This window comes from Paenibacillus endoradicis, from assembly GCF_024721975.1.
The window spans coordinates 657,906-670,889 of record NZ_JANQBB010000002.1; the positions used below are offsets into that span (position 1 = coordinate 657,906).

The following is a 12,984-nucleotide window of genomic DNA, read 5'->3' on the forward strand; positions in this document are numbered from 1 at the left end:
TTTCCTATTAGGAGGCTTGGGAATGCCATCGAAATCTATGATGTCAACAAGTAAAGATACTGAAAAAGTAGATACTAACAAAACTCTCCCTCCAATCGCCCAAACAAAATCATCTAATCTTACTGATTTGCAGAAAACCGTTGGAAACCAAGAACTTGCTCGGATTGCTGAGGAAGAACAGTTTGGACTAACAGAAACCGAATTCTATACAATATATGAAACAAATCTATACAAACCACTAAAGTCAGAAGTCTTATATAAATTTGGCGTAGGAAGAAGTGCTTTCAGACGTTCTAAGAAATTGAATGATTTTCGTCAAACGATGAAGGATGCTGCGCGTGCACAAGCTAGTGAAGATATTGCTACGCATCTTGATTCTAACAGTTCGCTCGCAGGTAATAGTAACATTTCGAAACAATTCAATAGCATGCTTGCTAATAAGGAAGCTCACTCTCAATCAAAGGTATCCGTGAACAGTATTATGGAGAAAGAATCCGATCGGATTCTACATAAGCTAGTTCCTGAAGATACTGCAGTACAACAATTGAAACAAGCTGCTCTTGCAAGTGTGTCGTCCAGTACTCTCAAAGAGAAAGATAAGAAAAAGAAAGCTGCGAGTAGCGCCAAAGATAAAGCAAAGGACCTACTTGAACGATTTAAAGAGCCAGCGATCAATGAAGCTCGCATAATTATTAAAGGTGATCAAAGCGCTGGAGCCGCTGAGCCCAATCAGGTTAAAGTTGACGATATGACCAAGGAAGTTAAAGGTCAGGTTACGTTGGATCAAATTGGTGAAAAAGCGCTCAAGAAAGTTATTGAGACTGATTCTGTCAATAGTGGTTTGTCTAAAATTGCTCCAATCATTAACAGCGCTGTTCCATATGACGGTGACTCTGCTTCACTTGATTTTGAGTTAAAAATTCCCGTTAGTTCAGGTGTATTTGTATCGATTGGTCTAGGCGCAGAGGCTGAAAAAGACGATGGTCATATGACGATTGGTGCCAATATTGCTGTCGGTGCAGGAGTATCCGCAGGAATAACCGATGTCGCTGTAAAATTAGGCATGTTCATTGAAGCGAAAGGCTCGAGTGTCCAGTCCTCTCTAAATTTAGTCTCTTATGGAATGTACCGTAACATGAATGCTGGATTGCCTTCACTTGCTCAGCGATTATGGGGCAAAGGCGGATTAAGCGGAAAAAGTAGACTTGAGGAAGCCGAGTTATGGGCTGCTACCGTGGAAGCTAGAGAAATGGAAGATACTGAAAATTACGTTGATGTTGGACAAAGCTTGTCCGCTTCTGCAGAAATTGAAACCGGCATTTACTCTGGGGAATTTGAATTATCAGGTCAACGTTATACCAAATATAGCAAAGAGAGCTTTGAAACAATTCCTGATTTGTTATTTGGTGAAAATACTGAAACTACACTAGATGCTCTGACACAAAAATCTACCCGTATGAATCAACTTAAGACGTATAAGAAATTATCAGCTTCTAGTTCGACTGAGCTAACTTTACCTGGAGTAACGCTAGCCTTCAGTGCTGAAGGTGCAATCACATTCTTTGATAGAGCACTTGAGCAATTGGAAGCAAGTATATCCGTCGATCTTCCAGGTGAGATTGCTGGTTTCTCTGCATGGGAAACGATTGTTGAGGAAGCTATACCGAAGGTAATTAGTGCTACTGCTAAAATTCAAAAACTAATCCAAGCTAAAAATACTACATCAACAGGACAAACGAATAATGTTCAAGACGCAAGAATGAAAGCATTGCAGGAGCAGCTAGAGAATAAAGCTTCCGAATTAACAACAATGCTTAGTGAAGCGACCGAGACTGTCGATCCAGAGACAGGAGAAGTAGAAAGCGTTGTCGAAAAGGATTCAGGTCTTACTCTTAACTTCGGCTTAGAATTAGGCTTTAAGGATGGCAAATCCGGAGACTGGAAAATCGAATTTGACATTACCAAAAGCAGCAGCATCAAAATTGAAACCCCTTTTCTCAGTTTAGAACTTGAAAAATCAAGAAAATTAATGAGTGCCTCACGTGGAAAAAAAGACGGGCAAATCGAAAAAGAGCTTAATTTTTATCAAAGCTAATAAACATTGAAAGGAGACTCAGTCTATGAAAGTAATCTCATCTGTATCTACTTCTACCCCTGCTATCTTTCAATCATGGAGTGGTCGGAGTCTGTCCGTATTGATTACCTCTGTTGTTCACCAGCAACAGGACGAGCTACATTATATTACGATGACAACGATTGTAGAACCAGAGCAGATGGCAACAATTTTTCATGATCAATGGTTTCACGTAACATCTCATGCAATGCTTAATGATGTAAGTTTTGAAGCTGAGGACAATATTGAACTTAAACTTATTTTGGCACCTTCCGTGGCGAGACAAATAGTAAAACAAGAAGCAGATGCTGAAGCTATTCTTCTATCTGTTATTCCCGATACATTTATCTCACGAACAATACCTGAACTTACACAGGCAGAACTATGGTATGTCGTTGAAGCGATGCAAACCGTTTCTTTACCAATTGAACTAGCTCATGAAGGGCAACTGCGACATGGCTTCCATACTATATGGAGACAAGAGTTATTACATTCTCCCTCAACTCGTAACATGACTAGTCAACAGCAGCCATCAGATTCTGAGATCATTACAAATAATGATAATCTTTCAAATCAGTTAGAACAATTTCTTGTTAATCATCAAATCAAATATGATTTTCACAATGAACAGTTAATTCGATTAAAACTACATGGGAAAAATCAGGTTAGCTGGACAGAGCTAATTCGCATTGAAGATGACTCTCAACTCATTATTTTTTATGCCATTTTCCCCACACTTGTTGATGAACAACATCGTGAGCAGTTTGCGCTACAATTTATAAATGAAAACTATGATCTTATGAATGGTGCATTCGAAATGGACATTGCTGATGGAGAACTTCGTTTCCGCTCAACGTTACTTTGTCCTACAGGGATAGATGAATATAGTATGATGAAGATTATGAATGAACATGTACTGATCATGGAACAATATGTTCCAGCCTTACAAGATATAACGTGAGTTTATCTACTAGATAAATAAAAGGGGCTCAGCTCAAAGTCATTATAAAATATGACCTTGGGACGAGCCCCCTATTTATAAGTTTTAACAATATAAACGTGTAAGTTGGATACTAAAATCGACTTATCTTTGATCGATTAATAGGCTAATATAACACCCTTGTCATTAGCATATAGGGAACTTACTCCACCTGTAGGTACAATAACGATATCTTTAAACTGGAATTGTTCAACTAGTTGCTGTTGTAATCGAAGAGCAAGTGGCTCATTATTGCAATGTGAAATAACGGCACGTAGTCCTTCGGTGTTTTTACCACTATCAGTTACTGTTTCAGCCATTTTTTTGACGATCTTCGTTTGACCTTTGCAAGTGGAGTATTGAGTGATATTACCGTCGCCATCTGAACCAAGTAATGGCTTAATATTCAAGATACTAATGATCTTACCTTTTACCTTACTTAATCGACCATTTTTCATAAGATTATCAACATTGTCGAGTACGAAGTAAGTTTTCATTTCATCTATAAACTGCTCAACCTGACTAATTAGTTCAGCACCTTGAATCCCACTTTCGATAAGATCACGAATTTGAAAAGCAATTAGAAGTTCCCCTGCAGAGGCACTTTTTGAATCAAAAACATGAACTTTACTTTCACTTTGTTCTAACATATCTGCACCCAGTGTTGCACTGGAGTAAGAGCTAGACAATTTACTTGATAACGTCACAACGAACGTTTGTGGTGATTGCTCGTAAAGTTCATGATAGAGCGAAGGTGATGGTGCAGCAGAACCAACTTTTTGCGTACAAGCTTTCATTTCCTCAATAAAATTTGGGATTTTTAAGGTTTCATCATCTATAATTTCTTTATCACCAAGATATAAATTTAAAGGCACTACTTTAATATTAAGGGCTTGCTTAATGTCATTAGTTAGATCGCAACAAGAGTCTACAACGATTTGATAAGTCATATGAAACCTCCATCTATCCTTTGTTTTCGAATACGTACAACTATTTACAGTTTATATTTTTTAACTTGTTATAGGTTAGAATAGCCCAATGTTTTATGGCTTGATTTATACTAGCACGATGATCAGTCATTATACTATTGACAAATATCATATAATTCAGCTTCATGACGTTTATTTTTTATTTAAGTAACGTTATAGACACATTTAAAAGTTAATATCTTAATCATTAGGGTAATAAAGGAAATATGTTGCAAATATATAACAACTTGACACGCTTTAGTTTAGTAACTATACTATATTTATGGACAATCAAACTCATACAGGAAGCTTATTACTAGGTAGATTATTTCTACAGCTTCGACAATTAGAACGACAACCACGACTCTTTGGTAATATAGGGCCATTAACACCTAGTGAAATTCATACCATTGATGCCATTGGATTAGATGGAAACTTACTAATGAATGAGCTTGCGGCACGACTGAAAATTACGAAAGGAGCAGTAACTCAGTTAGTTGCAAAATTAGAAAGTAAAATGCTCGTCAAACGTACTCCTCATCATTCTGACTCGAGAGCAACTGTCCTTTCACTTACGGAGGAAGGAAAAGAAGCCTATCGTGCACATGAAGAGGCGCATCTAAAGTTCTATCGTCAACTTCAAGAACAATTAAGTGAAGAAGAGATAAAGATCTTTGAAAAATGTATCGATACTTTATGTAATGTCATGAGAGACTAATTTTTTTTGGATATTTAGTTTAGTTACTATACTATATTTTCAATATAATGTAAGTGAGGTCAACTATGAAAAACAAAATTATAGTCGTTGGTGGTTATGGTCATGTGGGGCAAATCATTTGTACCGAGTTGAGTAGGCTTCATCCAGGACTGGTATTTGCTGCCGGTAGAAGTATGGAACGCGCTCAACAGTTTTGTAGCACTACAAACGGTCGAGTTTTACCCTTACAACTGGATATAAGTAGCGAAGTGGATATCAGTCTTTGGGAAGATGTGCAGCTAGTTATTATGTGTTTAGATCAAACAGATCTAACATTTGTTCGCTCCTGTCTTGCTAAGGGAATACACTATGTTGATATTTCTGCCCAACATACCTTTCTATTAGATGTACAAACACTACAAACTACTGCTGATCAAGGTGGCGCTACAGCGGTAATAAGTGTTGGGCTTGCACCAGGTATGACTAATTTGATGGCTCATCACGCGTCACAACGATTGGATCACACTGATCAAATTGATATCTCTATCATGCTAGGACTAGGCGATCATCATGGTAAGGTAGCAATCGAATGGACCGTTGATAATTTGGCTAGCACCTTTGTTACGAAGAAATGGGACCAGAATACGCTCGTGTCAGGTTTTAGTGCGGATACAACGGTCGTATCTAGTTTTAGTGGACGTAAGAAGATTGACTTTGGTCATTCGTTAGGTCATAAAGATGCCTATCGATTTAACTTCTCTGACCAGCATACCCTTACTCAAACACTTCATATTCCACAGGTGTCTACTCGTCTTTGTTTCGATTCTGCATTCGTGACAAAGCTTATCGGTGGATTAAGAAAGCTAAATATATTGCGAGTATTACAATATACTCCACTTCGTAACATGACTGTGAAAATGTTTGAAAAAATGAAATTTGGAAGTGATCGATTTGCAGTTAAAATAGACGCGTTTGGCAAGAAAAACGATAAACATATGTTAGTCGAATGTTTCTTCGATGGCCGAATTGAAGCGGAAATAACAGCTAAAGTAGCCTGCTCTATTGCTCACTCTCTCTATAGTAGATCGTTCCCAACAGGTGTATTTCATATCGAGCAGCTTTTCGATCTAGAAACGGTATCATCAAGTATTGAACCATCTGTAAACATCGTAACGAAAACAAGTAAAATAGCTTTCTAACATATATCAGAAAATTCAATGAATTTAGTGCTAACGCTTTACTGACGTACTATTCGAAAAAAAGCTGACTCATAAGGGCAATTGATCTTGCCCAAAGTGAGTCAGCTTTTTCATATAAATGTACATAAAATGATTTATAAGTGCATCAATAGTTTAGATAAAACTCAAAATATCTTCCAATGGTAAACGAGACGATCCATATGCAGGTGCAGCACCTTTACCGATAGCGATTAGCACGATTGGAACTACATTGCTAGGCAATTCAAATCTTTGAGAGAACTTCTCTTTGTCAAACCCGCCCATTGTTACAGTATCAAAACCTTTTTCTTTTGCAATTAACATCAATTGCATAGAAATTAGTCCTGCATCAAAGTTTGCAATATTTTTTCTTACTTCGTCAGATACATTAGGGTACAAACGATTTGTACTAGCAATCATAGCATCTTTGCTCGCCTCTGGCATATGGCCTTCTGCTACATTTTGCGTATAAATTTGTTCAACCTTTTTATACATTTCTATATCGCCTAAAACCGCGATTACAGCAGAAGATGTCTCTACTTGCTCTTGATTATTAGCGATTGCTCTTAATTCTTTCTTCACTTCTTGGTCTTGAATAACAAGAAATCTCCAAGCTTGAAGATTACTTGATGATGGTGCTGTTGTAGCCTCTTTAATAATTCCTTCTATTTCTTCTTTGGAAATTGTAAAAGCAGGGTCATATACCCGAACAGATTTTCTTGCTTCCATTACTGAATATAAATCGGATTTTGTTGTAGTATTCATAAAGTATTCTCCTCTTTTTACTTACTATTAGTAAGTTTATAATAGAAACTTACCATAAGTAAGTTTATCAGTCAATATGAAAGTAATTCCTTTGCTCCATTTAACGATTCTAAATGTTCCATAGACAGATTTGTGTTAAACTAAATAAAAGTAATGTTCGGGGAGGTCTCTAATGAAACAGTCTGATTGTCAACATACATGTAGTGATTTTCATAGTGCTATTGAATTTCTTGGTAGGCGCTGGATGGGTATGATTCTATACACATTAATGTCTGGTCCCAAACGTTATAATGAAATTCATTCAAGTATTGATGGAATATCAGATCGACTATTAACCGAGCGACTCAATGAATTAGTTAATGCTGCTTTAATAAATAAAAACTTAATTGACTGCTCTAATAAAAAAGTTGAATATGAGTTAACTGCTAGTGGACATGCTTTAAAAGATGTTATTGTTTCGATACACAGATGGGTCGAGGTTTGTGAGTTAGAACATAAATCGAAAGAAGCATCTTCTTAACTCTAAAACATAAGAAACTCTTACAGATAAATAATGTGTGTTTTTCATTACCAACTGCATACATCATACTAATCCAGTAACGAGCAAACCACTTCGCTATTACTCACTTAACCACCTTATACCACGCCCGGTATAAGGTGGTTATTTTATTTTGTGTACTCTGTCCTGCAATTAGTATTTCTTTATCATGCTTAAATCATTAGTGTTTTCTTTGGAAACATCTAGTGAACAAAGCACTCATCGTAATTAGTGACCATCACTTTTGCTGATTCAGCGCCTCCACTCCATTTCATATAAATAAAGGGGAGTATACCCTTTCATTCGACACTTACACTCCACTTTGGTGGAATATAGGGGTATTTACATTTAAAATGAAAAAGACTGTAAGTAAACTAGATACGATCTAGTTTACTTACAGCCCGAGTATCAGTAATAATTTTCGTGCATTGTTATCCTATTACTTTACTGTGTTTTTCCAGTCAGCTGCAAACTTTTCCATCCCTTGATCTGTAAGGGGATGTTTGGAGATTTGCTCAATTACATTGAAAGGTACAGTAGCGATATGAGCACCAGCCATAGCAACGCGAGTAACATGGTCTGGGTGACGTACAGATGCAGCAATGATTTGTGAATCTAAGTTGTGAATGCGGAACAATTCAGCAACTTTCACGATCAATTGAACGCCATCTTCTGAAATATCATCCAAACGACCTAAGAACGGTGATACATAAGTAGCTCCAGCACGTGCAGCCAATAATGCTTGGTTCACTGTGAAGATTAGAGTAACGTTTGTTTTAACACCTTTCTGAGTCAAGTAACGGCAAGCCTCTAGACCAGCAAGTGTCATCGGAAGTTTGATCGTTACATTTGGATCGTTATTGTTAATTTTGATTAGTTCGTTTGCTTGTTCAATCATTTCTTCAGCTGTAACAGCATCAGGAGTAACTTCAGCAGAAACAGATTCAACATCAGGTACTGCTTGTAAAATCTCTTCGATACGATCTTCGAATTTGACGCCTTCTTTGGCAACTAGCGATGGATTCGTAGTTACTCCAGAAATAATACCGATTTTATGCGCTTTTTTGATGTCTACCACATTAGCTGTATCAATGAAAAATTTCATAATAAATTACCCCCAATGATTTTTATTATTTATTCAATAATTGCTTAGCTACAGAAACGACATTGCTTGCCCGGAATCCGAAATATTCCATAACTTCTGTACCAGGACCTGAAGCTCCGTAAGTATCGATGGAGATAATACTACCATTAGCTCCTGTATAACGCTCCCAGCCTAGAGAAATACCAGCTTCAATAGCTACACGATTCGTTACAGCAGCAGGCAGAATTGATTCTTTATATGCATCAGATTGAGCATTGAATAACTCTCTGCTTGGCATTGCCACGACACGAACAGATACATTCTCATTTTCTAATTCTGACTTAGCACTTACTGCAAGTGAAACTTCAGAACCTGTAGCAATTAGAATAACATCAGGCGTTGCATTCGTTTCAGCTAGAACGTAAGCACCTTTAGCTACTTCAGTAATATTTGCTTTAGTTTCTTCGTACACCGGTAGATTTTGACGACTAAGAATTAGAGCAACTGGACCATCTTGTTGTTGTAATGCATATGCCCAAGCACTCGCTGTTTCGTTCGCATCCGAAGGACGAATTACAGTTAGTCCTGGAATAGTACGAAGTGCTGCTAATTGCTCGATTGGTTCATGTGTAGGACCATCTTCACCTACTGCAATAGAGTCATGTGTAAATACATAAGTTACAGGTAATTTTTGTAGTGCTGCCAAACGAATCGCTGGACGAAGATAGTCACTGAATACGAAGAACGTACTTACGAACGGCTTCACTCCGCCATGTAATGCCATACCGTTACCTGCTGCGCCCATCGCATGTTCACGAACACCAAAGTACACATTACGGCCAACATATGAATCAACTGCGAAGATTGGCTCTCCATTAATATCAGTCATTGTAGAACCAGATAGATCGGCGCTACCACCAAAGATAGAAGGTACTGATTTGATGAAGTGATTAATCGCTTGGCCACTTGCAATACGTGTTGAAATTGCTTTAGATGAATCAAAAGTAAGGATGTCAGAAGCATCAATAACTACTTTGCCATCAATCACTTGAGCAAGTTCTTGACCTAGCTCAGGATATTGTGCAGAGTACGTTGCAACCAGTTCATTCCATTGCTGCTCTTTAACAGCACCTTGTTGTTTCAATTGTTCGAAGTGAGCTTTAACTTCTGCTGGTACTGTGAACTCATCATGTTCCCAACCATATACAGCTTTCGTAGCGATTGCTTCTTCTTTACCTAGTGGATTACCATGAGCTTTGTTCGTACCTTGAACTTTTTTACTACCGTAACCAATAATAGTACGAATTTCGATAATTGTTGGTTGAGTCGTATTAGCTTTCGCTTCTTCAATGGCCTTTGTAATTGCAGCAACGTCGTTACCATCTTCAACTCTCAAATATTGCCACTGAGCAGATTCTGCTCTCTTTTGCATGTTTTCGCCGAAAGACAGACTTAGGTCTCCATCAAGAGAAATATCATTTGAATCGTATAATACGACTAATTTATCAAGTTTCATATGACCTGCCATTGACATTGCTTCATAAGAAACACCTTCCATTAAGCAACCATCACCAACAAGTGCGTAAGTGTAATGATCAACTACTGGGAATTGTTCTTGGTTGAATTTAGCAGCTAAGTGAGCTTCAGCCATTGCCATACCAACTGCCATAGCGATACCTTGACCAAGTGGACCAGTTGTAGCATCAACGCCATCTGTATGACCGAATTCTGGATGTCCAGGAGTTTTACTGTTCATTTTACGGAATTGTTTCAAATCGTCGATAGATACTTTATAACCTGCTACATGTAATAAGCTATATAGTAGCGCAGATCCGTGACCCGCAGAAAGCACGAAGCGATCACGGTTGAACCAATTTGAATGACCAGGATTATAATTCATTTGATTTGCCCATAGCGCGTATGCCATTGGAGCAGCTCCCATTGGAAGACCTGGGTGACCTGAATTTGCAGCGTTAATTGCATCAATAGATAAAGTACGAATCGTGTCGATAGATAATTGATCAATGTTTTGAATAGACATATTGTTCTCCTTCTGTTGCTTGTATTTTTTGATCAGCTTTGGCATCTAACCACCAGTGATTACCGTCTCTAGCTAATAGCTCATCGGATTCGGTTGGACCATTAGAACCTGCTGAATAATAATGAAGTGGGACAAGATTTTCTTCAAATGCGTTTAGAATTGGTTGAACCCATTTCCAAGACAATTCAACTTCATCCCAATGAGCAAAGAATGTAGCATCACCATGGAAAGCATCATGAATGAGATTCTCATAAGCTTCCGGAACATCATCACTGCTCGAATGGAAATCTATATTAATAGGTATGAATTGTTCTTTATTTTGCGGATCTCTTGAATTTAGTTGGAATGTAATTCCTTCATTCGGACTAATTTCAAAGATTAACAGATTGGCAACTTGGTTATTTTCAGTTGTTGTAGTACTCTGTTGCAATGCTTCTTTGAACTCAATGATAATACGTGTGAATTTTTCGTTCATACGTTTTCCTGTTCTAATATAGAAAGGAACGCCACGCCAGAATGAATCATCAATCTCTAATCTTGCAGCTACGAACGTATCATTCATTGATGTAGCCGGGATGCCAGCTTCAGAGGTGTAGCCAACTACTGATGAACCTGCGATCGAACCTGCTGAATATTGACCACGGATAACATTAGATTTTACATTCTCTTTGTACAATGGCTCTAGAGATTCCATAATCGTCTTCTTCTTAAAGCGCACAACTTCTGAAGTACTGTTCTGCGGCAGATGTAGCGTTAACATCATTAATATTTGAAGCATATGGTTCTGGAACATATCTCTTATCGCACCAACATGGTCATAATAACCAGCACGCTCTTCTACGCCAACGGTTTCGCTAGCAGTAATCTGAACGTTAGAGATATAACGATTGGACCATAACGCTTGAAGTACCGGATTCGTTTGTTGCAAGATTTCAAGTTTTTGAATCATCGGCTTGCCAAGATAATGATCAATACGATAAATTTCATTTTCTTCAAATGAATCACTAAGTTGCTGGTTCAAATGTTGAGCAGATTGCAAATCATGTCCAAATGGTTTTTCGATTAACAGACGTTTCCAACCTTTTGTTGCACCAAGTCCACTTTCTTTAATGTTGGCAGCAATCGGTTCGAAAAACTCAGGTCCAACAGAAAGATAGAACATACGGTTAGGAGACGTTCCCATGCTAGTTTCTTGCTCTTCAATAAGGTGCAGTAGTTTTTTATAGTCTTCTGTGTGACCAATATCTAACGAGCAATAGCGGAATGCTTGTAGAAATTTGTTCATGACAACATCGTCATTCGCTTCACGTCTAGAAAAATCACGGATTGATTTCTCTACACTTGCTTGAAATACTTCATCAGAAAATTCTCTTCGCCCAAGTCCTACAACAGCGAAAGATTCCGGTAATTTTTGATCGATATATAAATTATATAAGGCAGGGTAGATTTTTCTTTTCGCTAAATCGCCTGTTGCTCCAAACAATACAAACGTTGTTGCTTCCATTATCATCTTTCCTTCCAAACGTTATATATTAGGTGCAGTTTCTACTGGCTTCACTTCATTACTTCTACTATAATACTAATAACACCTATACAAGTAATTAATATATTTGACAGGAGCTATAGACCATGTCTATGACCAATTATGAGCTATATAAAGTTTTCTATTGGGCCGCAAAAACAGGCAGCTTAACTAAGGCTGCAAAATCGCTATATATTACTCAACCTAGTGTTAGTCACGCGATTAAACAACTTGAGGATAGTTTTGGAATGACCTTGTTCTATAGAAATTCCAAAGGTGTTGCTTTGACACAAGAAGGCACCATACTCTTCTCCTATATCGAAAAATCTCAAATTCTAATTACATTAGCAGAAGAAAAATTAGCTGCTCTTAAAAATTTGGAAAGTGGAGAGTTACGGATTGGTGGAAGTGATTCATTGTTCAAGCATTATTTGTTGCAATACTTAGAACAATTTCATACAAATTATCCAGCTGTTAAGCTCCAACTGATTCATGGGACGACACCAGAAATAATTTCATTTCTGAAAGAAGGTAAAATCGACTTAGGTGTTGTTAGGATGCCGATCGTCGATCCGCAATTGGAGTTAAAGGAAGGTATTCAACTACAAGATTGCTTTGTTGCGGGGGCTCATTATGCAGAGCTTAAAGATGTCGTATTGTCACTAGATAAACTCATCCAATATCCGCTCATCTTGTTCTCACGAAATAGTCGAGCACGTATGGCAATTACCGAATTAATGCAAGGGTACGGTTACGAGCTCAAACCAGCCATAGAAGTTGGAAGTGTAGACTTGTTGATTGAGTTTGCACGTAAAGGTCTTGGAATCTCATATGTGACGAGAGAATTTGTTTCTAAAGAACTAGATGATGGATCACTCTTTGAAATCAAATTAGATGTGCAGCTCCCTCCGTCTCAAGTAGGTTTAATGATTATGCGTAATATGCCACTTTCAAGTGCAGCAAGTAGTTTTATTGAGCATATTAAATAAAATGAAATTTGAGTGTTTCACCATTAAAAATAATAAACCCTCCAATTGAAGTGCATCATACCATTAGACAT

Annotated in this window: 11 protein-coding genes; 6 read left to right on the top strand and 5 right to left on the bottom strand. The window is 37.7% G+C overall.

Annotated elements, in window-relative coordinates:
• Positions 1-22: 22 nt before the first annotated feature.
• Together NV377_RS08955 and NV377_RS08960 are read left to right on the top strand one after the other, a co-directional pair.
• Positions 23-2,095: a hypothetical protein gene (locus NV377_RS08955; protein ID WP_258200857.1), complete on the top strand. Its 2,073-nt coding sequence runs from the start codon at positions 23-25 to the stop codon at positions 2,093-2,095.
• A 25-nt stretch (positions 2,096-2,120) separates the two neighbouring features.
• Positions 2,121-3,074 carry a type III secretion system chaperone family protein gene (locus tag NV377_RS08960; RefSeq protein ID WP_258200858.1) on the top strand — a complete coding sequence of 318 codons (954 nt, stop codon included), beginning with the start codon at positions 2,121-2,123 and terminating at the stop codon, positions 3,072-3,074.
• Positions 3,075-3,211: 137 nt separating this feature from the next.
• Here the strand turns inward: NV377_RS08960 and NV377_RS08965 are convergent, their stop codons facing one another.
• Positions 3,212-4,042: a DegV family protein gene (locus tag NV377_RS08965; protein ID WP_258200859.1), complete on the bottom strand. Its 831-nt coding sequence runs from the start codon at positions 4,040-4,042 to the stop codon at positions 3,212-3,214.
• 301 nt (positions 4,043-4,343) lie between these two features.
• On the opposite strand from NV377_RS08965, the gene NV377_RS08970 reads away from it, so the two are divergent.
• Together NV377_RS08970 and NV377_RS08975 are read left to right on the top strand one after the other, a co-directional pair.
• Positions 4,344-4,778, top strand: a complete 435-nt coding sequence (locus NV377_RS08970; RefSeq protein ID WP_258200860.1) for a MarR family winged helix-turn-helix transcriptional regulator — start codon at positions 4,344-4,346, stop codon at positions 4,776-4,778.
• Positions 4,779-4,843: 65 nt separating this feature from the next.
• Positions 4,844-5,956 carry a saccharopine dehydrogenase family protein gene (locus NV377_RS08975; RefSeq protein ID WP_258200861.1) on the top strand — a complete coding sequence of 371 codons (1,113 nt, stop codon included), beginning with the start codon at positions 4,844-4,846 and terminating at the stop codon, positions 5,954-5,956.
• A gap of 153 nt (positions 5,957-6,109) precedes the next feature.
• Here the strand turns inward: NV377_RS08975 and NV377_RS08980 are convergent, their stop codons facing one another.
• On the bottom strand, positions 6,110-6,739 hold the full coding sequence (locus NV377_RS08980) for a nitroreductase family protein (RefSeq protein ID WP_258200862.1): 630 nt from the start codon (positions 6,737-6,739) through the stop codon (positions 6,110-6,112).
• 172 nt (positions 6,740-6,911) lie between these two features.
• Between NV377_RS08980 and NV377_RS08985 the strand changes: the two genes are divergently transcribed.
• Positions 6,912-7,259: a winged helix-turn-helix transcriptional regulator gene (locus tag NV377_RS08985; protein WP_258200863.1), complete on the top strand. Its 348-nt coding sequence runs from the start codon at positions 6,912-6,914 to the stop codon at positions 7,257-7,259.
• 457 nt (positions 7,260-7,716) lie between these two features.
• On the opposite strand, the gene fsa is transcribed toward NV377_RS08985, so the two are convergent.
• Genes fsa through zwf form a run of 3 tightly spaced genes read right to left on the bottom strand, consistent with a single transcriptional unit; the run spans position 7,717 to position 11,906 of the window.
• Positions 7,717-8,382: a fructose-6-phosphate aldolase gene (fsa, locus tag NV377_RS08990; RefSeq protein WP_258200864.1), complete on the bottom strand. Its 666-nt coding sequence runs from the start codon at positions 8,380-8,382 to the stop codon at positions 7,717-7,719.
• A 25-nt stretch (positions 8,383-8,407) separates the two neighbouring features.
• Positions 8,408-10,402 (bottom strand): transketolase, encoded by a 1,995-nt coding sequence (gene tkt / locus NV377_RS08995; protein ID WP_258200865.1) that lies wholly within the window; start codon positions 10,400-10,402, stop codon positions 8,408-8,410.
• Complete coding sequence (gene zwf / locus NV377_RS09000) at positions 10,383-11,906, bottom strand: glucose-6-phosphate dehydrogenase (RefSeq protein ID WP_258200866.1); 1,524 nt, start codon at positions 11,904-11,906, stop codon at positions 10,383-10,385. Before zwf ends, tkt begins: the two co-directional genes overlap by 20 nt.
• Positions 11,907-12,031: 125 nt before the next feature.
• Here zwf and NV377_RS09005 point away from each other — a divergent pair, with 125 nt between their 5' ends.
• Positions 12,032-12,913 carry a LysR family transcriptional regulator gene (locus NV377_RS09005; RefSeq protein WP_373425812.1) on the top strand — a complete coding sequence of 294 codons (882 nt, stop codon included), beginning with the start codon at positions 12,032-12,034 and terminating at the stop codon, positions 12,911-12,913.
• Positions 12,914-12,984: the final 71 nt, after the last annotated feature.

Coding starts and splice junctions, on each gene's coding strand:
- NV377_RS08955 (WP_258200857.1), top strand. CDS start 23: ATGCCATCGAAATCTATGATGTCAACAAGTAAAGATACTGAAAAAGTA.
- NV377_RS08960 (WP_258200858.1), top strand. CDS start 2,121: ATGAAAGTAATCTCATCTGTATCTACTTCTACCCCTGCTATCTTTCAA.
- NV377_RS08965 (WP_258200859.1), bottom strand. CDS start 4,042: ATGACTTATCAAATCGTTGTAGACTCTTGTTGCGATCTAACTAATGAC.
- NV377_RS08970 (WP_258200860.1), top strand. CDS start 4,344: ATGGACAATCAAACTCATACAGGAAGCTTATTACTAGGTAGATTATTT.
- NV377_RS08975 (WP_258200861.1), top strand. CDS start 4,844: ATGAAAAACAAAATTATAGTCGTTGGTGGTTATGGTCATGTGGGGCAA.
- NV377_RS08980 (WP_258200862.1), bottom strand. CDS start 6,739: ATGAATACTACAACAAAATCCGATTTATATTCAGTAATGGAAGCAAGA.
- NV377_RS08985 (WP_258200863.1), top strand. CDS start 6,912: ATGAAACAGTCTGATTGTCAACATACATGTAGTGATTTTCATAGTGCT.
- fsa (WP_258200864.1), bottom strand. CDS start 8,382: ATGAAATTTTTCATTGATACAGCTAATGTGGTAGACATCAAAAAAGCG.
- tkt (WP_258200865.1), bottom strand. CDS start 10,402: ATGTCTATTCAAAACATTGATCAATTATCTATCGACACGATTCGTACT.
- zwf (WP_258200866.1), bottom strand. CDS start 11,906: ATGGAAGCAACAACGTTTGTATTGTTTGGAGCAACAGGCGATTTAGCG.
- NV377_RS09005 (WP_373425812.1), top strand. CDS start 12,032: ATGTCTATGACCAATTATGAGCTATATAAAGTTTTCTATTGGGCCGCA.